25 protein-coding genes are annotated in these 26,075 nt (G+C 52.2%); 22 read left to right on the forward strand and 3 right to left on the reverse strand.

From position 1 onward, the window contains the following. Positions 1-8: 8 nt before the first annotated feature. Complete coding sequence (locus MKY82_RS06330; RefSeq protein WP_339295756.1) at positions 9-473, forward strand: DinB family protein; 465 nt, start codon at positions 9-11, stop codon at positions 471-473. 128 nt (positions 474-601) lie between these two features. Then, the gene (locus tag MKY82_RS06335) at positions 602-1,111 is read left to right on the forward strand and encodes a CYTH domain-containing protein (protein ID WP_194541226.1); all 510 of its coding nucleotides are present in this window, start codon (positions 602-604) and stop codon (positions 1,109-1,111) included. A 100-nt stretch (positions 1,112-1,211) separates the two neighbouring features. On the opposite strand, the gene MKY82_RS06340 is transcribed toward MKY82_RS06335, so the two are convergent. Beyond that, entirely contained in the window at positions 1,212-1,967 is a 756-nt protein-coding gene (locus tag MKY82_RS06340; protein WP_194541227.1) for a YheC/YheD family protein, read from the reverse strand. Positions 1,968-2,180: 213 nt separating this feature from the next. Here MKY82_RS06340 and MKY82_RS06345 point away from each other — a divergent pair, with 213 nt between their 5' ends. Beyond that, complete coding sequence (locus tag MKY82_RS06345) at positions 2,181-2,546, forward strand: MmcQ/YjbR family DNA-binding protein (protein WP_339295757.1); 366 nt, start codon at positions 2,181-2,183, stop codon at positions 2,544-2,546. A gap of 124 nt (positions 2,547-2,670) precedes the next feature. On the opposite strand, the gene MKY82_RS06350 is transcribed toward MKY82_RS06345, so the two are convergent. Then, positions 2,671-3,945 carry a chitinase gene (locus MKY82_RS06350; RefSeq protein ID WP_339295758.1) on the reverse strand — a complete coding sequence of 425 codons (1,275 nt, stop codon included), beginning with the start codon at positions 3,943-3,945 and terminating at the stop codon, positions 2,671-2,673. A gap of 397 nt (positions 3,946-4,342) precedes the next feature. On the opposite strand from MKY82_RS06350, the gene MKY82_RS06355 reads away from it, so the two are divergent. The 7 genes from MKY82_RS06355 (at position 4,343) to MKY82_RS06385 (ending at position 12,336) form a co-directional block, all read left to right on the forward strand. Beyond that, a complete protein-coding gene (locus MKY82_RS06355) occupies positions 4,343-5,695 on the forward strand; it encodes an MATE family efflux transporter (RefSeq protein ID WP_194541229.1) in 1,353 nt (450 codons plus the stop codon). A 561-nt stretch (positions 5,696-6,256) separates the two neighbouring features. Beyond that, complete coding sequence (locus MKY82_RS06360) at positions 6,257-7,300, forward strand: BMP family protein (protein WP_194541230.1); 1,044 nt, start codon at positions 6,257-6,259, stop codon at positions 7,298-7,300. A gap of 69 nt (positions 7,301-7,369) precedes the next feature. Further along, on the forward strand, positions 7,370-8,863 hold the full coding sequence (locus tag MKY82_RS06365) for an ABC transporter ATP-binding protein (RefSeq protein ID WP_220686343.1): 1,494 nt from the start codon (positions 7,370-7,372) through the stop codon (positions 8,861-8,863). Continuing rightward, entirely contained in the window at positions 8,863-9,930 is a 1,068-nt protein-coding gene (locus MKY82_RS06370) for an ABC transporter permease (protein ID WP_071221266.1), read from the forward strand. The genes MKY82_RS06365 and MKY82_RS06370 overlap by 1 nt, the downstream gene beginning before the upstream one ends. Further along, the gene (locus tag MKY82_RS06375) at positions 9,914-10,837 is read left to right on the forward strand and encodes an ABC transporter permease (RefSeq protein ID WP_339295759.1); all 924 of its coding nucleotides are present in this window, start codon (positions 9,914-9,916) and stop codon (positions 10,835-10,837) included. Before MKY82_RS06370 ends, MKY82_RS06375 begins: the two co-directional genes overlap by 17 nt. Positions 10,838-10,928: 91 nt before the next feature. Then, positions 10,929-11,603 (forward strand): sulfite oxidase-like oxidoreductase, encoded by a 675-nt coding sequence (locus MKY82_RS06380; protein WP_194541232.1) that lies wholly within the window; start codon positions 10,929-10,931, stop codon positions 11,601-11,603. Position 11,604: 1 nt separating this feature from the next. Further along, positions 11,605-12,336, forward strand: a complete 732-nt coding sequence (locus MKY82_RS06385; RefSeq protein ID WP_339295760.1) for a nucleoside phosphorylase — start codon at positions 11,605-11,607, stop codon at positions 12,334-12,336. A 124-nt stretch (positions 12,337-12,460) separates the two neighbouring features. On the opposite strand, the gene MKY82_RS06390 is transcribed toward MKY82_RS06385, so the two are convergent. Further along, entirely contained in the window at positions 12,461-12,931 is a 471-nt protein-coding gene (locus MKY82_RS06390; protein ID WP_194545070.1) for a DinB family protein, read from the reverse strand. 244 nt (positions 12,932-13,175) lie between these two features. Here MKY82_RS06390 and MKY82_RS06395 point away from each other — a divergent pair, with 244 nt between their 5' ends. The 12 genes from MKY82_RS06395 to MKY82_RS06450 all read left to right on the forward strand — a co-directional run bounded on the left by MKY82_RS06395 (position 13,176) and on the right by MKY82_RS06450 (position 25,999). Then, entirely contained in the window at positions 13,176-13,694 is a 519-nt protein-coding gene (locus MKY82_RS06395; protein ID WP_071221261.1) for a TetR/AcrR family transcriptional regulator, read from the forward strand. A 525-nt stretch (positions 13,695-14,219) separates the two neighbouring features. Continuing rightward, complete coding sequence (locus MKY82_RS06400) at positions 14,220-14,687, forward strand: RNA polymerase sigma factor (RefSeq protein WP_194541234.1); 468 nt, start codon at positions 14,220-14,222, stop codon at positions 14,685-14,687. Further along, entirely contained in the window at positions 14,684-15,892 is a 1,209-nt protein-coding gene (locus tag MKY82_RS06405; protein ID WP_220686341.1) for a hypothetical protein, read from the forward strand. Before MKY82_RS06400 ends, MKY82_RS06405 begins: the two co-directional genes overlap by 4 nt. 19 nt (positions 15,893-15,911) lie before the next feature. Continuing rightward, positions 15,912-16,109, forward strand: coding sequence for a hypothetical protein (locus tag MKY82_RS06410; RefSeq protein WP_194541236.1), 198 nt, complete (start codon positions 15,912-15,914; stop codon positions 16,107-16,109). A 168-nt stretch (positions 16,110-16,277) separates the two neighbouring features. After that, positions 16,278-16,877, forward strand: a complete 600-nt coding sequence (locus MKY82_RS06415; protein WP_339295761.1) for a TetR/AcrR family transcriptional regulator — start codon at positions 16,278-16,280, stop codon at positions 16,875-16,877. After that, on the forward strand, positions 16,870-17,562 hold the full coding sequence (locus MKY82_RS06420; protein ID WP_339295762.1) for a DUF308 domain-containing protein: 693 nt from the start codon (positions 16,870-16,872) through the stop codon (positions 17,560-17,562). The genes MKY82_RS06415 and MKY82_RS06420 overlap by 8 nt, the downstream gene beginning before the upstream one ends. 361 nt (positions 17,563-17,923) lie before the next feature. Next, positions 17,924-19,630: a trehalase family glycosidase gene (locus MKY82_RS06425; protein ID WP_339295763.1), complete on the forward strand. Its 1,707-nt coding sequence runs from the start codon at positions 17,924-17,926 to the stop codon at positions 19,628-19,630. Between the two features lie 211 nt (positions 19,631-19,841). Beyond that, positions 19,842-21,587: a sensor histidine kinase gene (locus MKY82_RS06430; RefSeq protein ID WP_339295764.1), complete on the forward strand. Its 1,746-nt coding sequence runs from the start codon at positions 19,842-19,844 to the stop codon at positions 21,585-21,587. Continuing rightward, complete coding sequence (locus MKY82_RS06435) at positions 21,565-22,740, forward strand: response regulator (protein ID WP_339295765.1); 1,176 nt, start codon at positions 21,565-21,567, stop codon at positions 22,738-22,740. The genes MKY82_RS06430 and MKY82_RS06435 overlap by 23 nt, the downstream gene beginning before the upstream one ends. A 141-nt stretch (positions 22,741-22,881) precedes the next feature. Further along, on the forward strand, positions 22,882-24,159 hold the full coding sequence (locus MKY82_RS06440) for a sugar ABC transporter substrate-binding protein (RefSeq protein ID WP_194541242.1): 1,278 nt from the start codon (positions 22,882-22,884) through the stop codon (positions 24,157-24,159). A gap of 23 nt (positions 24,160-24,182) precedes the next feature. Further along, the gene (locus MKY82_RS06445) at positions 24,183-25,190 is read left to right on the forward strand and encodes a sugar ABC transporter permease (RefSeq protein ID WP_194541243.1); all 1,008 of its coding nucleotides are present in this window, start codon (positions 24,183-24,185) and stop codon (positions 25,188-25,190) included. Further along, positions 25,187-25,999: a carbohydrate ABC transporter permease gene (locus MKY82_RS06450; RefSeq protein ID WP_071221250.1), complete on the forward strand. Its 813-nt coding sequence runs from the start codon at positions 25,187-25,189 to the stop codon at positions 25,997-25,999. Before MKY82_RS06445 ends, MKY82_RS06450 begins: the two co-directional genes overlap by 4 nt. Positions 26,000-26,075 lie beyond the last annotated feature (76 nt).

Here is a 26,075-nt window from a genome sequence, read left to right on the forward strand (position 1 = left end):
ATTATCATATGAATGAAGCGATTTTTAACCAATTGGATTTTGCCAGAGGCGGGACCTTAAAGTCGGTGGAAAATGTAACGGAGCAGGAGGCTGATATCATCCCGGAAGGATTTGCGAACAGCATTCGCTGGAACCTGGGACATATCTACACCGTTCATGAGCAGTTCGCTTTTGCGACTGCGGGCGAGCAGCCCCGACTTCCAGAAGGATTCGAGGCGTGGTTTGCAACCGGAACCAAACCGGCCGATTGGAAGTCGAAGCCGCCTGCGATTTCCGAACTGGTAGAGCTTTTGCAGGAGCAAACGACCCGAATTCGTGAAACCTTCTCGAATCGCCTCGACCAGGCTTCAGCTCATCCGCTGACCATCGGTCCCCTGACGTTCGAAACCGTGGGGGAATTTCTTGTGTTCAGCTTGTATCATGAAGGAATGCACACGCAGACGATTAAGGCATACAGAAAATTAATAAAGTAACGATGAGAACGAAGCGATAGAAGAGTGCTCCCGCGCATCCCTTCTATCGCTTTTGTTTGTCGCTGCGGTGATCGATCCTTATAATGGAATCAGGCACAGATGGGGATCATCGATTGGAGGATGTAATTATGGCGATTGAAATCGAACGCAAATACCTATTGGAGGCTTATCCGGAAGACTTGATATCGGAAGGAAGCATCGTGGTCGAGAAGGAGCAGTTCATCGAGCAGACGTATTTGGCGCTGGATGGGGATCAGGAGCTTCGTGTCCGCAAAATAACGGATCTGACATCGGGACAGGTTGAATTCACCCATACGTTCAAAAAAGGGTGGGGAATTGCCAGGGAGGAAGTAGAGTTCGCCATTTCCGAAGGACTCTATGACCAAGTGGTGAAGGCGCATGGCGCGATTCCGCTGACCAAGAGACGGGTTACCGCCCGCTTAGGGAACACGATCATCGAAATCGACGATTATGCGCAGATTCAATTGCTGGTGCTGGAGGTAGAGTTTCCTTCCATAGAAGCTGCAGACGGCTTTGTACCGCCGGCGTGGTTTGGACAGGATATCAGCACGGAGAAACAATACAGCAACAAGAAGGTATGGCGGGAACTGCAGCAGCAAGCTGGCAGGGAATCGTAGCAGAAACCAAGCCCTGAAATCGGCCCCTAGTAAGGTTCAATAAAAAACTGCCGGGCACTAAGCCCGGCAGTTTTGTTTGTGCGAGAAGGGTGTATCCTTATTATTTCGTGCGCCCATAATGCTTTCCGTAAGAGAGAACCTTATGGTACAGACTCCGATCCTTTAACGTTTTGAGCGGATAAATTTGCGGTCTGGTGTTCACCTCGAGAATCCATGGTCTGCCATTGGAATCCACGGCTACATCGAGTCCCAGCTCTTTGAAACCGCGATAATGGCGGTCGAAGTTTTTGCCAACGGCCACGCCAAGTCCTTTGAGCTCGGACTCCAGCTGCTGGGTGAAGGCCGAGTTGAAATTGGTGCCGCTCATCGTTTTGCGGAACGTTCCAATGGTGCCGCCTTGATTATAATTGGTTGCGACTTTGTTAGGGTTGCCGACTTTGGTGAATAAGGCGGTGCTCACCCAGGCTCCCTGCTTAGTCTTCTGGACCATCACCCGGATATCGAATGGCTTGCCATTGCTTTTGGCCAAACGAATTCCTTTTTGCAGCAGGTAGGGTCTGCTCCCGGCAAAGCGGTTCAGATCACGGTACAATTGAGATGAGCTGGAGTACGACGTTTTCTTGGTATTCAGCTGGCTTTGGTAGCCCCCGTCCGTTTTGCGGATTCGGACGATGTTTACACCGCCTGAACCATCCGTAGGTTTGAAGAAAACCGTGGTGTAGTCCGCCAGCATAGCGTTCAGGTTTTTTTTGCTGAACGGCAATGTGTGCGGTACGTATTGTCTGAAATAAGAATCTTCGTTTAACCATTTCGTTTTCTTCCATTTGCTCTTGATGGTACTGCTTTTATATTTCATAGTTAAGAGGCTCACCTCTCTCTTTTTTGTTCAGCATATGCCGAAAAAGTAGAGCAAGCCTCCACGTTGGCCTTGAACCAAGCTATGTACTTGAAAGAATTTTTTTATCGAAAATAATAAGATGATAAATAAGACTGCTGCGACTGGATTGAACAGGGAAACATCATCTACTATAATCAAATAGATCTGATGAAAGAAGGAGAGAATTTCCAGGTGCGAAGCCCACTCATTGCTTACTGTCTTTCCAAGAAAGCTGCATCCGAAGACTATCCGTTCGGACCGCTTCCGGTCGTCATGAAAGTCGAGGGCAAAATGTTTGCCCTGATTACCACAACGGCAGGAGAGAAGGTCAGCCATATATCCCTGAAATGCGATCCGGTGATCGCAGAGAATTTGCGTCAGCAGCATGACGCGGTGCAGCCCGGATATCATCTCAACAAGAAACATTGGAATACGGTTGCCGTGGACGGTTCCTTAACGGAAGCGGACCTGCACGATATGATTGATCATTCCTATGATTTGGTGTTCAAGAGCTTACCTAAAGCTCAGCGCGTTGCAATCGCTCAGCGGCTGGTCTGAAGCCTGCTGAAATGATTCATCGCCCTGTGGCAGAGTGGAGGCAGGAAAACATCCATTTGCCAGAGGGCGATGATTAGAGGATACCATCAAACCTGTTCCAACCTATCCGCAGGAAGGTTTCGTATCAGAATGGTCTCATTCCCAACGTATCTACTTTCTCTCCGGTAATATCAACGCCCATACGGCTTGTAATATCGCGGTAATGGCCGGCGCGCCGCTGCACCGGGCTGCCCTCGGTTTCACCGAGGTTGGCTTCCAGGCCGTTCAAGACCATTACGGTCGTACCGAAGCCGGGATCGCCAAGCCCTCTGAACTTCTCGAGCGGGGAAGGCTTCCATCTGCCAACCATGACGTCGTGGGCGGAAGGCTTCGGGTCTTGCGGCGTCATCCAGAACAGGATGGCGGTCATGTAGCCGATCTTACCGTCAGCGGCAACGATCTCCGGATGGTCCAGCAGCACGCTTTTGTCTCCATAGATGATGGAACTGAACAGGCCGTAGTTAAAGTTCCAGCTGAGCATGATCGGTCCCCGTCCATAATAGCGTTTGTCTGGTGTTCCGGGATACAGCTCAGCGCTGGCAGGATCGACGAAGGCGTCTTTATTAACGCCAGTCCGGCCGGCGATGTTCTCGTTCCAGAACAAACCCCAACGGAGCGGTCCTCCCGGGGCGGTAGCCCAGCCTCCGCCCGTCTCGTGGGACAGATTGGCGAGGAAGGCTGCCAGTTCGCGCTTACGGTCCTTCTTGAACCCTTCCTTCAGGAAAGTGCCGCCATCAATGATAACGGTTTCAATCGTTTTGTTAAGGTTCTCAGACGAATGGAAGTCAGCTGAACGCACAACGAGTGTTTCAACGCGGGCGTCCTTGTCTAATCGGTAAATCTCCTGTGCGGAAGGAGTTCCTTGCCGCGTGCTGATCTTGATCTTAAGATTGGAGACCTCCGCGACCGCGTTGATGAGATTATCGTATGAGAAATAGTCCGTCTGATCGGCTTTGTAGTATTCTTTGCCACTGGCGACTTTAAACCATTCCGCCGAACCTAGCCGGTAAGGGAACAACGCCTCGAAATCTTCCTCTGATAGCAGCGCTTTAACGGCTGCAATCGCCTTCTCCGGTGTGTAATCCGGATCGAGGCCGTCCCAGTCCTGGTCGATCTCCTTGCGGCTGATCAGCCTGTGCTCCCCGATCACCAGGGAATCGATTGGATTCTCCGTGATTTGTGCTGGAGCCGAGGTGCCGGATCTAGTACTGGCTGCCGAATGAGTGGAAGATGCATCGGCTTGGGGCGCTTCATCGGCTGCAAAGGCATGAAGCGGGGGCATGAGGAGGGCAGCGCCGAGCGCTGCAATCATACTTCGCTGGATCATCTTGCGAGATAACGGATATTTCCACACGGTCATACACATTCTCCTCTGCATCATTGGGATTGGATTACACTGCCATCATATATACGGTATGTAATTTTGTACATAGTCAGGAATTCCCACGATGTAACGCACAGTTGACACTGAAGGGAATCTCTGGCGGGACCAAGCCGGGGGAAATATGACGATAGGCAGGGGATATGCTGTGGAATGGCCAAGGATGCCGTCGAAGTTCGAATACCGGCATTCGCAGCGCCCTCCAACTTGATGACTAGTTTTTTCACGTAAAAACATTATAATGTTATTATGTTTTTGATTCTATGAATCTATGATTCTAATGAAAGGATCCTTCATTTTGTTCTGTTCATTTGCGTAATTTCATATATATATATTAGAGATTCATCATCTTATAGACGAAGAAGGGTTAACTGACATGAGTTTATTTGTTCGCGAAAAAGGGTTCTACAAAAGTTTTTTCTGGCTGACGCTTGTCATCGGGATGCAGAACCTGATATCGGTCGGCGTGAATTTGTCGGACAACGTCATGCTGGGAGGATACAGTGAATCGGCGCTATCGGGCGTTGCCCTCGCGAACCAGATCCAATTCCTGCTGCACATGCTGGTTTTGGGCGTATGCGAAGGATTGGTCATCATGTCATCCAGATTCTGGGGTGCGAAGGATTTAGGCTCGATCAAAAAAGCGGCAAGCATCGGCATGCGCATGGCGATCTTCCTCAGTATTGTGTTATGGATCATCGTGTTCTTTTTCCCGCATGAGGTATTGTCTTTGTTTACGAAGGAAGAGAATGTCATCGCCGCCGGCGTGGACTATTTACGAATCATCTGTTTCTCTTATATCTTCTTTGCCGTCACCAATTCCTTGCTGGCTTCACTGCGAAGCGTGGAAACGGTAAAAATCGGCTTTGTGGTATCATTATCGACCTTGATAATCAACATCTGCCTGAACTATATCCTCATCTACGGGTATTTGGGTTTCCCTGAACTGGGCGTGGCCGGATCGGCAATCGCTACCCTGACGGCAAGAATCATTGAATGTGTGATCGTCATCGTTTATATTAAGCGGTTCGACCGTAAAATCTTGTTAAAAATGCAGGATTTCCTGCAGTTCGATATGGAGCTCTTCAAACAGTACATTCGCGTTGGCTCCCCGATTCTGATGTCCAACACGATATGGGGGCTTGCCATGGCGGCACAAACCGCCATCCTGGGGCATATGGGAGAATCGGCGATCGCCGCCAACAGCATTGCCACAACGATTTTCCAGATGGTGACAGTCATCGTATACGCTTCGGCCAGCGCAACGGCTGTGCTGATTGGGAAGACCATCGGAGAAGGTTTGATGGACAAAATCATATCCTATGCCAAAACGCTGCAGATTCTGTATATCCTTCTTGGCTTGCTGACGGGCGCCGTGCTGTTTGTGATTAAGGATTTCGTGCTGGGCTTCTACTCCATTTCCGATGAGGCGAAGACACTCGCGCTGCATTTCATGACGGTGTTGTCGATCACCGTCGTCGGAACGGCTTATCAGATGCCGGCATTGACGGGCATTGTGCGAAGCGGGGGAGACACCCGCTTTGTGCTCTACAATGATTTGATTTTTATGTGGCTGATCGTGCTGCCCTCATCGGCATTATGCGCGTTTGTATTCCACTTACCACCGCTTGCCATATTCATTTGCTTGAAGTCCGACCAGATTCTGAAGTGTTTTGTGGCGATCGTGAAGGTCAACCGATTCAAATGGATACGATCCTTCAGTTCATGATGGGTAGACGGCAGTCATAAGATAAGGAAATCCATAGAGTAAAAAAACCTCGGGAATGCGTATCCCGGGGTTGAGTGCAATGAATGAGATGGAATCAGCTGCTGTCCTTTCATCTTTCAAAGACCGTGAAGATCTGTCCCGCGGTTGAAGCGGCAGAGCTGATCGATTGATCGCCAAACAAAGACTCTTTAATAATGGAGGAAGGTTCGAGAAGCATCTCATATGTTGCTTGCTTCATCTAAATAGAAATCAAGTTTTTAAAAGGGCGCCATCAGGCATCCTTTTTTTTGGAGGTATGTTTGTAGGATACCGAGAATTTGAAAATAATGCGTTTTCATCCTGATCCCTGTCGAAAACGTTTGATCAAATGTTGGCAAATTCCGAACATTATCGACATTTGGATAAGGTAATGTTCTGTGATATCCGCAGTTTTCCACCAAATTTTTGCTAAAAAACACATTAAACTACATAAAACGCTAAAATTTTTGTTTTGACATCTGCTTGTCTATACCATAGGATAATAGTATAAAAAGTGCTCACTTAGGAGGATAAGGTCAGGAAATGAAAAAGACATGGTCAATTCTATTAACACTCGTATTATCCGTTGGATTGCTTGCAGGTTGCGGCAATGATGATAAGTCTACTGACAGTGGTGCAGCTAATGGCGGTTCTGAAGGATCTCAAGATAAGAAACGCATTGCACTTGTTCTCCCCGAGAAGATCGGCGTGAATCCTTTCTTTGCATTGATGGACGAAGGATTGCAGAAGGCTGCTGCCGATTTCAATGTCGAAGTGAAGACGATTGAATCGACAGACCCGGCTTCGATTGAGCAAAACCTGCGTACGGCGGTTGCCGAAAAATATGATTTGATTATTACATCCACCTTCCAGATGGAAGATGCACTGAAGAAGGTTGCACCGGAGAATCCGGACGTGCCTTTTGCCATTATCGATACGGTAGTGGATTTGCCGAATGTCCGCAGCGTCGTATTCCGTGAACATGAAGCAGCTTACCTGCTTGGTGCAGCAGCTGGATTGGCTACGAAGACCAACAAGGTTGGCAACGTGGTTGCAGACGACATTCCTATTATGCATAAATATATGACCGGCTTTGCAGAAGGTGCAAAATCGGTAAACCCTAACGTTGAAATTTTCGTTAACTACGTCGGCGGTTTCACAGATCCGGCTAAAGCGAAGGAACTCGCGCTCCTGCAGAACTCCAAAGGTGCCGATTTCGTTGCAGGCCTTTCCGCTGTTGGTGATTTGGGCGTATTCGAAGCCGCGAAAGAGAAAGGCTTCTACGCTTCAGGACAAGACACGGATAACACGGGCACGGATCCCGAGCACGTTGTGCTCGCTCAATTGAAAGGTACAGACGCTGTTGTCTACGAAACGGTTAAAGACTTTGCAGAAGACAAATACTCATTCGATATTCGTGATTACGGACTGAAAGAAGGCGGCGTGGGTCTTACTTACGTTACGCATGAGAGCAAAACACCGCTTAACCCATTCATTGGACAAGACATCGTGGATCAGCTTAAGGTGATTTCCGACGATATTATCGCCGGAAAGATTAAAGTAACCAACGCATTGGAACAAAATTAGTTCTCACCTGGACCGGCTGCACATGAGCAGTCGGTCTTTCATTCAGAAGCGAAAGGAAGGCATGACTCGATGCTACTCCAGATGGACAATATTACGAAAAAGTATGGCGAGTTCAGCGCAAACCGCGGCATTGATTTTTCGCTGCGCGCGGGTGAGGTTCATGCGATTGTCGGGGAGAATGGTGCAGGCAAAACGACGCTGATGCGGATATTGTACGGGATGGAGCAGCCAACCTCGGGTACGATTCGGCTGAATGGCAAGGAAGTTTCGTTTGCAAGCCCGCTTGACGCGATTAAAGGCGGAATCGGCATGGTGCACCAGCACTTCATGCTGTTTCCTACGTTTACGATCGCCGAGAACATCGTGATCGGCAATGAGCCGGGCTCAGGTGCAGGCTTTGACCGCAATCAAGCCGTAAAGATCGTGGAAGGACTCTGCGAAAAATACGGCATGAAAGTGGACCCGCGCGCCACCGTTAGCAGCAGCGCCCCCGGCGTGCAGCAGCGGGTTGAAATACTGAAGGTGCTGTATCAGGGCGCCGAGATCATTATATTGGATGAGCCAACGGGCGTGTTGACGCCGCTTGAGGTTCAGGAGCTTCTGGATGCCATTAAACAGCTCTCCAAACAGGGAAAGAGCTTTATTCTGATCAGCCATAAGCTGAACGAGGTCCTTGATGTGGCCGATCGCATCACGGTGCTCCGTGACGGCTCCGTCACAGGTGTAGTGGAGAAGGGGAATACCGATGCCCATGAGCTTTCCCGTCTCATGGTCGGCCGTGAGCTTATGGAGCTGGATCGTAAGCCGGTCACGCCGGGCGAGAAGGTGCTGGAAGTATCGGATGTTTCAATCCGCGGTACGAAAGGAAAGCCGGTTCTGGACGGCGTCAATATGGACGTCCGTGCGGGGGAGGTTGTCGGGATTGCCGGTATTTCCGGCAACGGGCAGTCCGAACTGCTTCAGGTGATCTCCGGTCTGGCTCAGCCGGACAGCGGGCGAATTGCCGTTTCGGGCAAGGACGTAACCGGCATGTCGACAAGAGAAATACGGGAGCACGGATTAGCTCATATTCCCGAGGATCGGTATGTGTGGGGGGCGAATCGCATTGCAACCGTTATGGATACCGGGCTTATGGGTCACCATCGCCGCTTGCAGAAGGGCGGCTTCCTCAATCTGAAGGACATTCGTAAGCTGGTTTCCGGATGGGTTCAGAAGTTCTCGATCAAGACGGGCTCCCTGGAGACCAGCACGCAGTATTTATCCGGCGGCAATCTGCAGAAGCTGATCGTCGCACGGGAACTGGAGCAGGGAACTCCGTTCCTTATCGCAGCCGAACCGACGCGCGGCGTTGACATCGGGGCCATGGAGACGATTCATAGCGAACTGCTCAAGCGGCGCGAAGAGGGCACGGGAATTTTGCTCGTATCGTCGGAATTAACGGAAATCTTGAAGCTGTCCGACCGCATTCTGGTTATGTTTGAAGGCCGGATCGTGGGCGAGCTGTCGGCGAAGGAAGCGACAGAGGAGAAATTGGGACTGCTGATGGCGGGAGGAACCTTGTAATGAATAAATGGACAAAATTTACGCTTCCGCTGCTCCAGCCGATCGCCGCCATCATTGTGGGGCTGCTCGCCGGTGCCATTGCCATCATGATTGCCGGCGGCGATATCCTGCAGACTTACGCGGAGATGTGGAAGGGTGCCTTCGGCGGCATGTATTTCTTCACGAATACGCTATCCCGGGCGACCCCGATCATTCTGATCGGTCTGGGTGCGGCGTTTGCCTTCCGTGCAGGTTTCTTTAACCTTGGCGCGGAAGGTCAGATGGTGTTTGGCGCACTCGCTGCCGCATTGGTCGGATTGTACATGCCGGGTCCCGGCTGGCTGGTGTGCATCGTTGCGATTCTTGCCGGTGTTATCGCAGGTGGATTATGGTCGGTGATGGCCGGTTATTTTGATGCCCGGTTCCGGGTGAACCTGCTGATCTCCACGCTGCTGCTGAACTATGTGGCGGTATTGTTTGCAGGCTATCTGGTTGCCTATCCGCTGAAAGACCGTTCGGGCTCGGCTGCGATGGCGCAATCCGAAATGCTGGATAACAGCGTGTGGCTGCCAAAGCTGATTTCCGGCATGCCGCTGCATGTAGGATTTGTGCTCGCGGTGCTGGCTGCGTTGATTATATTCGTTCTGCTGAAGCGCTCCGTGATTGGTTACGAGGTGCGGATGCTTGGCGGCAACCCGCTGTTTGCCCTGTTTGGGGGCGTTAAACGCGGTCCCATGATGCTTGGGGCCATGTTCTTCAGCGGCGGCTTGGCCGGACTTGGCGGCGCCGTTGAAATTCTGGGCTCCCAGTATCGTTATATCGATGGTGCATTATCTACGGCCGACTATGCCTGGACGGGCATTATGGCTGCATTGTTGGCAGGATCGCATCCGATCGGCACGCTGATTGCATCGATCTTTTTGGCCGCGCTGCAGACAGGCGGTATGGGCGTGGAACGGAATACGGAAGTGCCGCTTGAGGTAGGAGCGATCATCCAAGCCGTGCTGATTCTCTTTATATCCGCCCGATTCACATACAGCTTCCTGAAGCGCAGAAAGGGGAACAAATCCGATGGAACAGCTGTTTGATCTTGCTTTAATCAACTCGGCCCTCCGCGTGCTCACTCCGATCTTGCTTGCGGCCCTCGGCGGTGCCCTGTGTTCGCGCGTCGGATTGTTGAACGTCGGTCTGGAAGGCTTTATGCTGCTCGGGGCTTTCTCTGCCGTGGTGGGGAACCACTTCTTCGGCAACGTCTTTTATGCGATATTGTTCGCGATTGCAATCGTTTCGATTTTCTCTTTTATATTTGCTTATCTCAGCATCAATCTGCAGGCGAACGTCATTGTGGTCGGTATCGCGATGAATGCGTTGGCGGCGGGATTGACCACGTTTAGTTTACGGGCTATTTTTGATGTTAAAGGTGCATTTTATGATAATACGATGGTCGGGCTGCCGAAATGGAACATTCCGATTATCGAGGATATACCGGTGCTCGGTCCCATTCTGGCCGGCCTGACGCCGCTTGTCTATCTGTCGTTTTTGATTGCGGGCCTCATGTGGTATTATTTCTATCGCACGAAGAACGGCTTCCGGTTCTTGGCTGCCGGCGAAAATCCGCTCGCTGCCAAAAGCGTGGGCATCCGTGTAAGACGGTATCAGTATGGAGCCGTACTGGCGAGCGGCGTGTTATGTGCCCTTGCCGGCGCGCAGCTGTCGCTTGGACAAGTGACGATGTTTACGGAAGGCATGACGGCCGGACGCGGCTTTATCGCGCTCGTTGCCACGATGCTGGGCCAATCGGGTCCGCTTGGGGTAACGGCGGCAAGTCTGCTGTTTGGCTTTATGGATGCACTCAGCATCCGGTTCCAGGGGCTGGCGCTGCCGACGCATTTTACGCAGATGCTGCCGTATGTCGTGACGATTCTGGCGATGTTCTTCTTTAAGGACAAAAGCTTCCAGCAGGATGCGCTGAAGCAGGGATCCAGCTCCAGATAGGCGCGTATGCCGCGCCGCGACGACCTGTGATTGAAGTCATCCAAACGATAAGCGGATGCAACAGCGATCAAGCGTAAAGGAGATGAACTTGGTGCACAAAAAGGCAGAACGATTGAAAAAAATGAAGCCGGTGGCGGTGAGCAACCTGACCGAGGAGCAGCGTGCCAAACTGCCGCCGGGGCAGACGCTGACCGAGAAATTCCCCATTTTGCACGAGGGGGAGGTTCCACATTACGACATGTCGGAGTGGACGCTCAAGGTGTTCGGGGAAGTCGAAGAGGAACGGACGTTTTCTTATGAAGATATATTGGCGATGCCAACGGTGACCGTGAACGCGGACATCCACTGCGTTACCCGCTGGTCCAAGTTCGATACGGTATGGGAGGGAATCCTGTTCCGGGATTTCCTGGCGGGGCTGAAGATCAAGCCGGATGCCAAATACGTCATGTTTCATGCCGATCCCGATTACGATACGAATGTACCCATCGAGGATCTGCTTAAGGACGATGTGCTGCTGGCCTATCGCTTTAACGGCGAGCCGCTGACGGACAAGCATGGATGGCCGCTGCGTACGGTTGTGCCGCATCGCTATTTCTGGAAGAGCGCCAAATGGCTGCGCGGCATCGAGTTTATGAAGGAAGACCGTCCGGGCTTCTGGGAACGCAACGGCTTCCACAATGAAGCCGACCCGTTCAAGGAAGAGCGGTTTAGTGGCGAGGCGCTGGATATACCTGAAGATGAATGGACACATAAGGAGTTTGACTAATATGTTGATGCCTATTTTGCAAGTGAACTCAGAGGATATACCTGAATTTGTGATCGTCTGCGGCGATCCCAAGCGTGCGGAGACCATTTCCCGCAAGCTTACAAACGCGCGCGAGCTCGCGTTCAGCCGCGAGTACCGCACCTTCGTGGGAACGTATGAAGGCGTTGAAATCGCGGTAACCAGCCACGGCGTTGGATGTCCGGGAGCTGCGGTTTGTTTCGAGGAGCTGATCCGCGCGGGGGCGAAGACATTGATTCGCGTCGGCACGGCCGGATCCTATCGGGCGGATACCCCCGCGGGAAGCCTTGTGGTCAGCACGGCTGCGATCCGTACGGATGGCCTGACGAAACAGCTCGTGCCGGACGGCTTTCCAGCGGTTGCAGACAGCCAGGTAGCGGAAGCGCTGTACGAATCCGCGGTTTCAATTGGCGAAGGCGTGGTGCGCAAGGGGATTACTGTAACCCTGGACGTGTTCTTTAACGGCGTTGAAGAAGTACCGCACCAGAAGTATAAAGCAGCGGGAGCGCTCGGTGTTGAGATGGAAATTGCGGCACTGTACGTCGTTGCGGCGATCCGCGGCGTTCGCGCAGGCGCAATTGTCGCTATGGACGGTTTTGCCGACGCAGACCTCGCGGCCGAGTACGACCCGAACACGAATGTGGTTGCCGACGCGGTGGAACGCGAGATTAACACGGCCTTGCAGGCTGTGGTGAAGCTGGCGAAGCAGGGTTAGTAAGGGGGAAGAAAGCCGGGTTTCCTAAAGCGTAAGCTGCAGGAGACCCGGCTTTTTATTTTGCGTGAGATGAATTCGGGGGAGTATCAGGAACTTGCAGCTGAAAATCCAGTCATACCCATCTTTACTGTTTGGGCGGCTGAACCGTGAAGAAGGGAACCTTCTCAATACCCACAGCTCGAACATAAGTGAATAGTTGCCCTTTATGGTGGATTTCGTGGTCGACCATGTTGCTCAGCCACACTTTTCCTGGGGCAACGAACCCGTTAAAGTCCAGCGGCTGCTCCAGCAGGATGTCGGACAATTCATTAAAAACCGCCGTAGACGATTCGGTCGAAGCTTGCACGATATTTCTAATGTCATCGATGGTTTCGAATTCGGTGGAAATAGAGGGTGGAGAGAACGAGCCTTTTACAATGGAACGCAGGAACATGTCTGAGGACGCCGCAATATGAACTGCTAATGCGCCCAAGGTATAGGCATTCTCCCACGGTTTATAATCCAAATGCTCGTTCTGAACGTCCTGCAGCAGATGAAGCAAGACCGTACGGTGTTTATGCCATCGTTCGAATAGCTGTTGACCTTCATGACTCATGATTTGTCCTCCTTGATCGATCACAGAATAAATTTCTTGGATGATGCGGTTTAATTTGCGGTTCATAAAACAGTTCGATAAGAAATAGCGGATTCCTTCCCTACGCGTTAAGCTATAGCCAGATGTTGAATTTAATAATTTTGGAAAAAGCAGTTGCAAAAATAAAGCGTACCGTATATACTTTGTTTAATTAGTGATTGGTCAATCAATAATGGATCGAAATGAATGAAAGGAGGGGGAAGAAATGGCTAGAGCGTCAACCTCTGCGAATCGGCGCAATGACATCGTGGCGGCAGCCATCGAAGTGTTTGCAGAAATCGGGTATTATCGCGCGACCACGGCTCAGGTTGCCGAACGGGCAGCGATATCCCAGCCTTACGTCTATCGGTTCTTTACCAAGGAGTCGCTGCTTGTGGAATCGCTGGCTGTTTCCTGGGAGCGCATTGTGAAGGCATTCCAAGCGGTGATCGAATCCGCTTCTTCAGAGAATCTGGAGTTGGGTTTGATTCAGGCATACGAAGGGATTGTGCAATCGCATCGCAGCGAGATCCTGCTCCAGATGCAGGCGCAGACGATTCAGGAAGCGCCCATCCGCGAAGCGATGCAGCAGGGAATGAATGAGGTGAAGGATCTCGTGGAGAATGCCTTTGTGCGAGCGGGATTTGAGGATGCCGACAAGAAAACCTCCGATTTTCTGGCCCGGGGCATGCTGTGCAATGTAGCTATGGCGATGGATATGCCGAATATGATGCCCATAAGATAGAGTACGCCCAGGCGCGCTCTGAAGTGCCGCACCGCGCACCTCAAGACTGGTGCGCGGTGGGATAAGGGCACTTTTTTATAAATAATTGTGATTGATCAATCAATAATGAATTGCTCAAGTGGTTGACTCTTTAAAGGAGGTGAATCCAATTTGGCTAAACTTCAGCTCAAATTTATGGACGGTTTCTTGGTAGCGGTTATGCTGGTAAGTGTGCTTAGCTGGTGGGACTGAGCCATCAGGGAAGATGAATGATCAGGTTAAATGAAAACAATAAGGAGGAATGAAGTATGAAGGAAGAAATACGTTCGATATGGTTTTCTAGGCACACGGTCTTGCTCGGTGTAACAGCCACTCTGCTGGTGTTGTTCTCCATGTGGGATTAATTATAGGTAAACACGCTGACTGCGTAGACGGTTGGCGTGTTTTTTTATGGGCACGAAAAAAATTTCAAGACTATCCATCAGTTTCTTTTGCCCAAACGTTATATTAACAGAAAAGACAAAACGAAAAGTGAGAGGTTGGCTAATGCAAGTATGTGATCTTTATGAAAACCTGAAGGACGATGTCCAGCGTTATGCCAGATCCATCGCCAAGCATGCTTACGAAGCGGATGATCTGGTCCAGGATGCCTTTATGAAAGCCATCAAGGAGCCGAACCTGGCAGCGCTGCCCCTTCACAAGCAAAAGGCCTGGTTCTTCAGAGTCGTCAAAAATCGCATGATCGATATTAGCCGCCGGGAGAAGCGGCTCGTATCGTGGGAGGATGATCTGGACATCGCCGAGCTCCCCGTTTCAAGCCGCAATATCGAAATGACGGAATGGCTCGCCCGTTTGCCGCAATCGCAGAGCGATATCGTGTTCAAGCGCTTTTGGCTCGGGATGTCCAGCCAGGAAATCGGTGAACAGCTGGGCATGCCGGCAGCCACGGTTCGGTACAAATTGCAAACCGCCATCAAAAAATTGAGAAAACTATGGGAGGAAGATATGAAATGAGCAGAATCATCGAGAATGTAGGGATGTTGGATCTTACGCAGGCAACGGAGGAAACCGTAACAAGCATCGAACGGATCGGAAACGTGGGCCTTGTGATATACCGGGCAGAGACGGCACACCTCCTCACGCTGTTAAAAAACGCAGGCAATATCGGCAAGACGATTGAAATCCCCGAGGGACACCGTTATTACAGCGGCACCCTGCGGCTGGACGAGGAATACTTTCAGCTCTTGGAGCAGCCGGACCGCGTATTCGTTAACGGCACGGTCATCATCGATAAGGGAGTATCCCTTGAAGCATTCCAGAACGGCACGCTGCACCTGGTGGTCAACGGCGAGGTCTATGCTCCCCGGCATCTGGCCGCTGCCGTTACCTCTGCACTCCTCAAAGTGGGAGGCGCCAGCGCGGAGATTCACGCTTACGAATACGAACCAAGGTTCGAGTCCGGGAAAGTGCAGCTGAACAATGCATATCTGGCCTCCGGCAGCGAGCCTATGGAGCTGGTTCTGAACGGCATGGTTCATCTGGATAAGGAGCTCGATATGGAGCAGTTCTCGGCCCGGATTGAAAAGATCCAAGTCAACGGCAAGGCGATTATCCATGAACATCAATCCCCTTATTTCTACGATAAATTGAAAAAGATCAACGGCTTGGTCGAGGTGATCCCGGCAGGATTCGAGCATGTAACCAAACCGCTACGGCTAAACGCAAGAAGCGTACGGCGCTTTAAAAGCCATAAGCTCTACACGAGTAAGCCGCTCATTCTCGAGGCGGACGTGACCCGGGACGCCTTCAGCCAGGCCGTGTCGGAGATACATTCCAGTTCGTTCATCATTTGCGGCGAAGAGATCGAAGATCTGGTCTGGGAGCGCTGTCCCAACCTGAATACGGAAATCGTAAGTTATGAGCGGCTGTTTGTGTTCATCAGCGGCGAGGAGACCTGGTCGAAGGATCAGCTGGCGGCTTTGGGCCAGCCGGCGAGCTTCATTGTTGACGGGACGCTGACCTTTGACGATGACGTCACCGAGGAAGATATTAGGGCTTCGATGTCCTCCCTGGATCTTTTCGGCGAAGTCGTTGTAGGGGAAAAAAGAATTAAAGGCATTTTGTACCCTTACCTTCGGGCAAACAATGGAAGTATTATAGTGAAGGGGACGGAAGAGGAGCTTGCAGGTATTGGTAATGTCGGAATGTTGTCGCTATAAAAGAAAAGAGGAATGAAACATGAATATTAATAATGAAGATATTGCCAAACAGCATGTTCGCGATCTCCGTCAGGAACTGGAACGATGCCGGATGGCAACGAAATTGCGCTCTAAACGCAATGAAGCGGCCCACGCCGCAGCGGCTGTACGTACAGTCGAGGGAAAATGGAAGTCACTGTTAAAAACCATCATGATGATGGGAAGAAGAATGCTTTAATCAGTTGAGCCGGTTAAGCTACAAATCCTAATTATTATGAATCGTCGATGCGATAAGCATCGGCGATTTTTAGTTTTTTGCCTACCGGTAGTTAAAAAATATTGACATCCATCATCCTCCGTCTTAAAATTCTACCTATCGGTAGGTAAAAAAGGAGCGGATGACAGCGTGAAAAAGAAGGATTTAACCTCACAGCAAATCGTCGAGGCTGCCATCGGATTGTTTGCGACACATGGCATCGAGAAGACCAGCCTGGCGATGATTGCCGGCGAAGTGGGCATTACGAAACCGTCGATCTACTATCATTTTGCGTCCAAGGATGAACTGGTGGAGCGGGTCTTTGAATACATGTTCAGCGATTACCATTTCGATCATTATTTCTCCCTGACCGAAATGAACGAGCGTAACTTCGCGGAGAAGCTGTATCAAGGGGGATTGCGCATGTTTCCGGAAGAGGAAGAGGCTTTCGTGCCGGTGATGCGCTTATTGAGCGAGTTCATGCTGACCGCAAGCCGGAGTGCCAATTACGGCCAGCGGGTGGTCGCCATGCAGCAATCGTTCCTGGACGGCTTTCGGGAACTGATGCGGTTAGGCGCAGATTTCGGGATCATTGAGCGGCAACATGCAGATTCCAAGGCGTATGTGCTGGCACTGGTCATCGATAATATCACGAGTTATATCATGATGGATATTCGATTGGATTACCAAGCGATATGGAGGGAAGCGGTGAACAGTGTCCTCAGGAAAGGAGCGGATACTATTGAATAACGGGATGGAATACAGTGAACTCGGATTATCGTGGGCAGACCGAATGCTGGTCTGGGCGGTGCCGCCTTTATTAGGCGCGGTGGTCGGCTGGTTTCTGCCTGCGATTGCGGATTGGGCAACGGGCCTAGCTTGGGTGCCTTTTCAAGGACCGCTGGAATTAATCGCAACCATACAGGGACCTTGGATCGTCATCGTAACCGCTGTTCTGGGCCTGCTTGCGGGTATGGTGCTCTCCCACATTGCAATTAAAGAAAGTCTTGCCGTTCGCCTGTCGGATAAGGAGATTACACTCCGCATTCATGAAGCTGAAAGAACCTTTGCGAGAGAAGAAGTTTCCGCTGCCTTTATGGACGGCAAGCAGCTGGTGCTGCTGGGCAACGAGGGGGAGGAGCTCTATCGCGAGAAACCGGAAGCCAAGCGGGAAACGGTGGCCGAAGCCTTCATGCGTCACGGTTATTCCTGGAGAGACCGCGATCCGTTCGCCGATCATTACGTCAGATGGGTTGCCGACACGCCGGGGCTTACGCCCAGCATGAATGCGTTATTCCTGGCGCGGGAAAAGGCCATCGAGAACGACGATCAAGAGGACGCGGCCGATCTGCGCCGGGAGCTCTCGAAGCTGGGCATCACCGTGCGCGATGACGGAAAAAGACAATATTGGCGTCAGCACGGGCAGAAGCCATAACGCCTGAGCGACTATAGCAGACGAAGCCATCATAGCGACATAATGGCTCACTAAATACCGAATCGCATAATTCCGGCTGAACGACAAGCGGTTCATTCAGATGGCAGTAGTCGCCCAGCAAAACCAGATGATCGCCATTGTCATAAGCTGATGATGCGGTCATCTTCGTTTTTATAGAAGTTTCGCGTCGCTGTGGTTTGCCATAACATTTGTCCCCCTTCTTATCGAACAAAATGGCACCTCTCCCGCTCAGTCGAACCTCCGGCAAACAATATCCCTCTATCGGCAAGACATCCGGCAGTCCTCTCTTCCCATGAGAAGTTTTACAATGAAAGCGATACCTCAGCGAAGGAGATGTCCTATGAATTTTGATCTGAATATCGTACCTTTCAGCCGTAGAGAGTCCTTCTTGGCAATTTCCCTTCTGCCCGCGGCAAAGGACCGCAGACCAGGACTTTACCTGCGAACCGTCCGCGGAGGGGATGACAAGTTTGGCGAGGCGTTTCTGATAGAGCTGCTAAACCGGCAGAACGAGCCGGTTTCCTTTGAACCTGTAGCATCACCCGACAAAATCAGGCTAACGGCCTTCGATTCGGAAGGCCACGCGGACATTTGTTTATCGGACTCCCGGACCGTCCGGTTCCGCGCGGAAGGTTGCGGCATAAGGCTTACCTTTTCCCCCGCAGCGTATGACTACGCCTACGAGACAAATCCGGACAGCTGGGAAGTGAACAGCTTCACGCACGGCTGCCGCTTCATGCTGACCCGGCTTGTTGGCCAGATGAGCATGGAGGTCGAATGGAACGAGATCAAGAGCTCGCGTGTGACCGCCGACTTCTCCGTGGACACTGCAACCGATACGGCTGAATTCGCCGTAGAAGAGTTCATGACCGTCATGACGCCGCGTACCGACTGGGAGTCCTTCGACGATGCGGTTGAAAGCGTTCGCGAGGATTATGCCAATTGGTTGAACAATACCCTGACCGTCTCTGAACGGTGGCAGGAAGCAAGGGAGCTCGCTGCCTATATTACCTGGTCCTGCGTAGTTCCGGCCGAAGGCTGTTTAACCCGCCCAGCCATGTATATGTCCAAGAATTGGATGACCAACATCTGGAGCTGGGACAACTGCTTTAACGCGATGGCCCTCGTGCGGCATCAGCCGGAGCTGGCTTGGGATCAGTTCATGATCTTTTTTGACCGGCAGGATGAGAGCGGCCTGATCCCCGACTTCGTGAACGATAAATACGAGCTTTGGAATTGCAACAAACCGCCGATTCACGGCTGGACGCTGGCCTGGATGATGCGCCGGACGGATTACATCAAGGAGGCCCAGCTGCGCGAGGTCTATGGTCCTCTAGCGAAATGGACACAGTGGTGGTTCACACACCGGGATCATGACGGCGACGGCATTCCCCAATATAACCACGGCAATGACTCGGGCTGGGACAACAGTACGGCGTTCAATAACGGCATCCCCGTTGAGAGCCCTGACCTTGCCGCTTATTTGATTATCCAGATGGAGACGCTGGCTGAAATCGCGGGTTTGCTGGGCCTGACCGAGGAATCGAGTCAATGGAGACGGAGTGCGGATGATACGCTGGATCGCATGCTCCGGCATTTCTGGAGAGACGGTCGATTCACCGCCTGCCGTTCGGGAACGCATGAGGTATCCGAGGGAGACAGCCTGCTGCTGTTCGTTCCGATTCTGCTGGGAAAACGCCTTCCCGAGTTTATCCGCACGGCTCTATTGGAAGGACTTCGAGAGGAAGGCCGATTCTTGACGAGCAACGGCTGGGCGACCGAGAGCGTAAACAGCCGTTACTATAAGGCGGACGGATATTGGCGCGGGCCGATCTGGGCCCCTTCCACGATGCTGCTGGTCGAAGGGGTGGCGGCCGCCGGCGATATGGAGCTGGCGATGGAGATTGCGCAGCGGTACTGCCGGATGGTCAGTCTCAGCGGGATGGCCGAGAATTTTGATGCCCTGACCGGAGCGGGGCTGCGCGACCGGGCGTTCACCTGGACTTCCAGCGTATTTTTGATTCTTGGACATGAATACACGTTATAACTGTCACGGACTAACACTTCTTCCCGGGCTTTTGGCCTTGAGGGGGAGGTGCTTTTTCCGTTTTCTCTCATTTTCCATTTGCCGCCTAATTACAAGCTCTTTGTTCGGGTTTATAATGAAAGCGGTATCACGAACGTGTTCACAGTCCTGCCTCATAGCGAACGAGTGGATGTAAGTTTCACGATACGATACGACAATAGGGAGAGTAACCATGAATCTTCAGGGGATCAAAGATCGAGTGGGCCGGCTGTTCACCGGCACCTATAACAGTATACGAACCAAGCTGCTTACTTGTTTTTTAATCGTCACCCTGATTCCGCTGTTCTCGCTTGGCGGACTTTCTTATGTTCAATCCGCTAAAGTGATTAATTCCCAGTTCGGCAAATACGGCGATAATGCCGTAGCGCAGCTGGAGCAGCAGACCAGTTCGGCATTGGAGCGGATGAAGCAGACGGCGGAGACGATCTATTCCTATTTACTGGATCCGAGCCACTCGGGAATCGGAGCCGGGACGCCATCCACATACGGCGACATTATGGAGAAGAACGACTTCGAATCGTTGTTGAAGTCGCTTCGGACGCAGCTGACAGCAGGAATTTACATCATAACGTCCTCCGGCTATTACTATGGGGAGAACAATCTGGATATGAATAAACTCGGCAATATCCCGCTGTGGAACACGAGGCCGAAGGCATATGCCGGGACTTATTGGCTCGGTTTTTATAAACAGGATCATTCCATCAAGAGCAGCGATAGCGACAATGTGCCCGTCCTTGGATTGGCGGTGCCGATCCATCACCCCGAAAAGGCTCAGGACGGCAGCATCATTCTGATCGAGGAGAACGCCGAGGAGCTGCTGCGCAGTTATGCCAAGTTCGAGGCCGACACGCATGCCCACCTGCTTATTACATCGCCGGACGGCACAATTGTGTATGAGACGGATGCTCCGTATACGCCCCGTGACAACGATGTGACCTGGTCGCGGACGCTTGACGTCAACCAATGGAGCATGGAAGCCAGAATTCCCGCCAAGGCGTTCTATCAATCCTCGGGCATTATCCGGGCGAACACGATGGTTGTTGCCATCGTCTCCTGCTTGCTCGCTTTTGGCATCGCCTATCTGTTCTCCTCCCGGTTCACCTCCCGAATCCGGACCTTGAAGGACTCGATGCAGAAGGTAAGCTTCGGCAAGCTGGATACCCGGACGCCAATCGAGGGCAGGGATGAGCTGGGCAGCCTCGATATGAGTTTTAACCGGATGGTAACGGGCGTGCAGACCCTGATTGGCGAGGTGGAGCAGAGCGAGCGGCTGAAAAAAGAGGCCGAGCTGCGCGCTTTCCATTATCAGATCAATCCTCATCTGCTGTTTAACACACTCAACTCCATCCAGTGGAAAGCCAGGCTGGAAGGCGCGGAAGACATCCGTCAGATGCTGTATCATCTGACGATGGTGCTGGAGGGGAATTTGGATATTTCGCAGGAGCTCGTCACGCTGAACAGGGAGCTGCGCATGATCGGTCACTTTCTGAAAATCCAGGAGATCCGGTACGGCGAGGTGTTCCGTTATGCGCTGGATTGCGATGAGGCGCTGCTGCCTTATTTGATTCCGCGGATGACGCTTCAGCCGCTGTTCGAGAATATTTTTTTCCATGCTTTCACCGATGGTCAGGGAGAGATCCATGTCAAGGTCGAGGAGGATCATGACGAGCTGGTGCTTACGCTTCGCGATAATGGAGCCGGCATCAAGGAGGAGACACTCGCACAGTTATTCTCGCCGGAGATGAAGCGGAAGGGACGCGGCGGGCTTGGCGTGCGGAACGCCGATCAGAAATTCAAGCTGCATTTTGGCCCTCTATACGGACTCAAGGTGCATTCGGTTAAGGGAGAAGGAACAACGATTACCATACGATGGCCGAAAAAGGAGGAGTCTTGCGATGATGAAAGCAGGGAACATTAAGGTGATGATTGCCGACGATGAGAGCATTGTGCGGAAGGGACTCCGCTCCACGGTCCCGTGGGACCGGTTCGGAATGGAGGTTGTGGCAGACAGCCCCAACGGTCAGGCGGCCTGGGAGGCTTTTCTGGAGTTTCGCCCGCAGGTGGTCATTACGGATATTGTCATGCCGGAGATGGATGGGATCGAGCTGTCGCGCAAGGTGAAGGAGGTTGCACCGGAAACCCGGATCATTCTGCTCAGCTGTCACCGGGATTTTGAATATGCCCAAGAGGGGATACGGCTCGGCGCTTCGGGATATCTGCTGAAAACCGCCTTTGAGGACGAAGAGCTCGAAGCGATGCTGGGAAAATTCCAGCGTGAGCTGTCCGATACGCCGGCCCACGGGTACGAGTTGGAAGAACAGGTTTCTGCTCACCTGTTTGCTTGGCTTAACGGGCACAGTGACCGTTTCCCTGGAGAACTCCGAAAGCTTTGCAGCCGCGTCGGGCTTGGAGAGGGCAAGCCCATCTCGCTGTATCTGATCAAAACGGCGGGCTGCAGCAGCAATTGGGAGCACCTGCTGCAGGAGCAGGGCACCGATGAGCCGGGTTTACGCAGCAGCAAGCTGATTCCTTACGGCGCGGACAGCTGTTATTGGGCCGTACCGGAGGAGTTTAAGGGAGCGGCAGATAGCCTGCTGGTGGAGATCAAGAGCCGGTGCGGGAAGCTCACCTGGAATTCGCGGGAATGTCTTCACGGTTTAATGGATGTGCAGGCAGCCTTTCAATCCTTGCACAAGGAAGCCGAGCTGGAACGGGTGTACGGTCTGAGCGGCGAGCATTGGCCGGAGCCGATCTTGCAGGCGGTTCATCTGCTGCACGAACATCCCGCGGACGAGTGGTCGGCAGCGGAGCTGGCCCAGCAGGTAGGGCTGAGCCGCAGCCATTTTTCGATCCTGTTCAAGAAAACGGTTGGCGACAGCTTCATCACATTCCAATATAAGCGCAAGCTCCGTCTCGCCTATGGTCTGCTGCGCGAAACCTCCTTAACGATGCAGGAGATCGCCGAGAAGACCGGGCTTGGCGACAGCAAATATTTCAGCAAATGGTTCAAGCGCTGCACGGGTCAAACGCCAAGCCAATACCGTGCCGAACAAAAAGGGGAATCATTGTAAACAAATGAACACCCGTCTATGCAAGTTCGAACAAAAATACGATCATCTGCGAATCAGCGCACGTTTTGAACCGCTTTCATCCGAGTTATGATGAAAGCGGTTCAATTCATATCAACTCAATACTTTAGGGGAGCTGACAATATGAAAAAGAAAATGTCATGGATCGCGTTGGTTTCGGTGATGACGTTAATGGCATCCTTGCTGGCCGCATGCGGCGGCAGCGGCGGGACTGGAGCATCGAAGCAGCCGGACGGCGATTCATCGGGCGCGGCAACGACGCTTCGCTTCGCGACCTGGGATACGGGAGATGCGCTGAAGATTGAACAAGAGATCGCCAAGAAGTTCGAGGAGTCGCATCCCGGAACCAAGGTACAGGTGGAGGCCTACGCCGACGGATTCGATCAGAAGCTGGCCGCCGGATTTGGCGCAGCCAATCCGCCGGATGTGATGTACATGTGGGATTTTCCGACGTATCACCAGTCCCTGGAGCCGCTGGATTCCTACGCGTCCAAGGATGAGGACTTGAATATCGATGATTTTTACCAAGGATTGTTTAACTACGGCAAGATTGATAATCAGCTGTATGGAATCCCGGCGGGCTTTACGACCCGGGTGGTGTACTACAACAAGAAGATGTTCGACGATGCGGGCATTCCCTACCCGAGCGATGGATGGACATGGACGGAATTCCAGGAACTCGCTCAGAAGCTGACGGATAAATCCAAGAAGCAGTACGGCTTCGGCGTTCGGGCAGAGAATGATACGTATGACCTTCAAGGGTTCGTATGGAGCAACGGCGGTTCCTTTATTTCGGAGGACGGGACAACGATTGAAGGGTACATGAACAGCAAGGAAACGGCGGAAGCCATTCAGATGCTGGGCGATATGCTGAAGAACGGCTCAGCCGTCCTGACCGGAGGCAAAGGGCAGCAGAGCGGTGAGGATATTTTCAAGGCCGGCAAAATTGCCATGTGGGAGAGCGGTATCTGGCCGCTGGAATCCTTCAGGGAAGCCGGAATCGATGTGGGTACGGTGGAGATGCCGGCCTTCGAGGGCAAACCTGTGAAGGGCGTGTTGGCCGAATCCGCGCTATCCATAGCGAAGGATTCCAAGAACAAGGATCTGGCGTGGGAGTTCATTAAGTTCTACGTATCGGATGAAGCGATCAAAATGCGCGTGGCCGATCTGCCGGTCCGGGTCAGCGTGGTCAACGAACTGAAGAAGGACCAGGATCCGCTCTACAAGCCGTATTACACGATGCTGGAGCGTTCGGACAATACGCCGGCCTTCCTGCTGAATCCGAAATGGAACGAAGTCAACCGCCAGCTGTCGGCAGCCGTGGAATCCGTCATGTTCGGCAGCGATGCCCAGGAGGTTCTGAACCAGGCGGTGAAGGATAGCGAACGCTATTTGAAATAAACGAAGAAAGAAGGTTCGCGAAAATGGCCCACACTCATGCACCTTACTCACAACAGCAGACAGCGGCCCCGAAGCGACTTGGACCAAAACGATGGGGTGGGGCCGTGCCCTACCTCTTCATTTTTCCATGGATATTCGGATTCCTGGTTTTTACGCTTGGTCCGCTGCTGTTTTCCCTCGTCATTTCGTTTTTTGATTGGCCGATCGTTGGCCAGGTGACCTTTGTCGGCATCGACAACTATGTGGAGATGTTCTCGAACGATCCGCTGTTCTGGAAATCGCTGCTGGTTACCTTAAAATTCGCGGCTTTGTTCGTGCCGCTGAACATCATCGTGGCTCTGGGACTCGCCATGCTGCTCAATCAGAAGGTAAAAGGGAGCGCGTTCTTCCGCACCGCCTTCTACCTGCCGTCGGTCATTTCCGGCGTAGCCCTCGCCATGATCTGGTCCTGGGTATACAGCGGAGATTACGGGATCCTGAACTATTTCTTATCGCTGGTCGGCATCGAAGGGCCGGATTGGCTGAACGATACGAAGTGGTCCCTGGTCGCCATGGTCATTGCAAGCCTGTGGGGTCAGGGCTCGATGATGCTTATTTTTCTGGCGGGTCTCAAGGGAATTCCGAAGGACCTGTATGAGTCGGCCTCGATGGATGGGGCGGGCAAGATCAGGCAGTTCTTCAATGTGACCATCCCGATGATCACGCCGACCCTGTTGTTCAACCTGATTACGTCCATCATTGCGGCCTTCCAGCAGCTGACGCTGGCGCTTCTGCTTACGGGCGGGGGCCCGCTGAAGTCGACGTTTTTCTATGCGATGTACATGTACGAGAATGCGTTCAAGTACTTTAAGATGGGTTATTCCGCAGCCAACGCCTGGTTCATGTTCCTGATCGTGCTAACGCTGACGTTCCTTGTGTTTAAGTCCTCGGAGGCCTGGGTGTTCTATGAGGGCGAGATGAAGAAGGAGAAGGCGAAGCCGAAGCATGCCAAAGCAGGCGTGCCTGCCGGCAGAGAGGGGCGTTCCGCATGAAAAAAGTAATTACTTACACGCTGCTCATCTTGTGCTCGCTGTTGTTCATTGCTCCGCTCTTCTGGGCTATCACAACAGCGCTGAAGTCGCAGCAGGAGCTGTATCTGTTTCCTCCAAAATGGTTTCCTTCCGTGTGGAGATTCAGCAATTTTGCGGAAGCCTGGAGCATTCAGCCGTTTAACCTGTTTTTGAAAAATACGCTGATCGTGACACTGCTGTCGACGCTCGGGCAGCTCATATCGTGCACGCTGGTGGCGTACGGGTTCGCCCGGTTTCAGTTCAAGGGGCGGGATGCGCTGTTTCTGATCGTGCTTGCCACCATGATGATTCCGTGGGAAGTGACCATGATTCCGCAGTATATGGAATTCAACTACCTGGGCTGGATCAATACGCTCAAACCGCTGATTGTTCCGTCCTGGTTCGGTTCCGCCTACTTTATTTTTCTGCTGCGCCAGTTCATCATGACCTTGCCGAAGGAGCTGGATGAAGCGGCAACGATTGACGGGGCGGGCAAAATGACCGTTCTGCTGCGGATCATCGTGCCGCTAATGGGACCCTCACTCATTCTGGTGGCCGTGTTCCATATGATGAGCTGCTGGAACGATTATCTGGGTCCGCTCATCTTCCTGAATGATCAGACAAAATATACGCTGACGCTGGGGTTATCCCAATTCAAGGGCATGCACGGCGTCGACATGCAATCCATCATGGCAATCACCTGCCTGATCTCGATTCCGCCGCTGGCCGTCTTTTTCTTCGCGCAGCGTTATATCGTTGGCGGCATTGCCACGACGGGGATCAAGGGATAAACGGTGCCGGTTGATAATAGGTATCCACGATCGATGCAGCATGATGCAATATCCGAACATAGTTGTACGTGTTCAA

Source organism: Paenibacillus sp. FSL W7-1279 (assembly GCF_037969845.1).
GTDB lineage: Bacteria > Bacillota > Bacilli > Paenibacillales > Paenibacillaceae > Paenibacillus_AQ.

Excerpts from the sequence above, each read along its gene's own strand:
- MKY82_RS06330 (WP_339295756.1), top strand. The coding sequence starts at position 9 with ATGAATGAAGCGATTTTTAACCAATTGGATTTTGCCAGAGGCGGGACC.
- MKY82_RS06335 (WP_194541226.1), top strand. The coding sequence starts at position 602 with ATGGCGATTGAAATCGAACGCAAATACCTATTGGAGGCTTATCCGGAA.
- MKY82_RS06340 (WP_194541227.1), bottom strand. The coding sequence starts at position 1,967 with ATGAAATATAAAAGCAGTACCATCAAGAGCAAATGGAAGAAAACGAAA.
- MKY82_RS06350 (WP_339295758.1), bottom strand. The coding sequence starts at position 3,945 with ATGACCGTGTGGAAATATCCGTTATCTCGCAAGATGATCCAGCGAAGT.
- MKY82_RS06355 (WP_194541229.1), top strand. The coding sequence starts at position 4,343 with ATGAGTTTATTTGTTCGCGAAAAAGGGTTCTACAAAAGTTTTTTCTGG.
- MKY82_RS06360 (WP_194541230.1), top strand. The coding sequence starts at position 6,257 with ATGAAAAAGACATGGTCAATTCTATTAACACTCGTATTATCCGTTGGA.
- MKY82_RS06365 (WP_220686343.1), top strand. The coding sequence starts at position 7,370 with ATGCTACTCCAGATGGACAATATTACGAAAAAGTATGGCGAGTTCAGC.
- MKY82_RS06370 (WP_071221266.1), top strand. The coding sequence starts at position 8,863 with ATGAATAAATGGACAAAATTTACGCTTCCGCTGCTCCAGCCGATCGCC.
- MKY82_RS06375 (WP_339295759.1), top strand. The coding sequence starts at position 9,914 with ATGGAACAGCTGTTTGATCTTGCTTTAATCAACTCGGCCCTCCGCGTG.
- MKY82_RS06385 (WP_339295760.1), top strand. The coding sequence starts at position 11,605 with ATGTTGATGCCTATTTTGCAAGTGAACTCAGAGGATATACCTGAATTT.
- MKY82_RS06390 (WP_194545070.1), bottom strand. The coding sequence starts at position 12,931 with ATGAGTCATGAAGGTCAACAGCTATTCGAACGATGGCATAAACACCGT.
- MKY82_RS06395 (WP_071221261.1), top strand. The coding sequence starts at position 13,176 with ATGGCTAGAGCGTCAACCTCTGCGAATCGGCGCAATGACATCGTGGCG.
- MKY82_RS06400 (WP_194541234.1), top strand. The coding sequence starts at position 14,220 with ATGCAAGTATGTGATCTTTATGAAAACCTGAAGGACGATGTCCAGCGT.
- MKY82_RS06405 (WP_220686341.1), top strand. The coding sequence starts at position 14,684 with ATGAGCAGAATCATCGAGAATGTAGGGATGTTGGATCTTACGCAGGCA.
- MKY82_RS06410 (WP_194541236.1), top strand. The coding sequence starts at position 15,912 with ATGAATATTAATAATGAAGATATTGCCAAACAGCATGTTCGCGATCTC.
- MKY82_RS06425 (WP_339295763.1), top strand. The coding sequence starts at position 17,924 with ATGAATTTTGATCTGAATATCGTACCTTTCAGCCGTAGAGAGTCCTTC.
- MKY82_RS06430 (WP_339295764.1), top strand. The coding sequence starts at position 19,842 with ATGAATCTTCAGGGGATCAAAGATCGAGTGGGCCGGCTGTTCACCGGC.
- MKY82_RS06435 (WP_339295765.1), top strand. The coding sequence starts at position 21,565 with ATGATGAAAGCAGGGAACATTAAGGTGATGATTGCCGACGATGAGAGC.
- MKY82_RS06440 (WP_194541242.1), top strand. The coding sequence starts at position 22,882 with ATGAAAAAGAAAATGTCATGGATCGCGTTGGTTTCGGTGATGACGTTA.
- MKY82_RS06445 (WP_194541243.1), top strand. The coding sequence starts at position 24,183 with ATGGCCCACACTCATGCACCTTACTCACAACAGCAGACAGCGGCCCCG.
- MKY82_RS06450 (WP_071221250.1), top strand. The coding sequence starts at position 25,187 with ATGAAAAAAGTAATTACTTACACGCTGCTCATCTTGTGCTCGCTGTTG.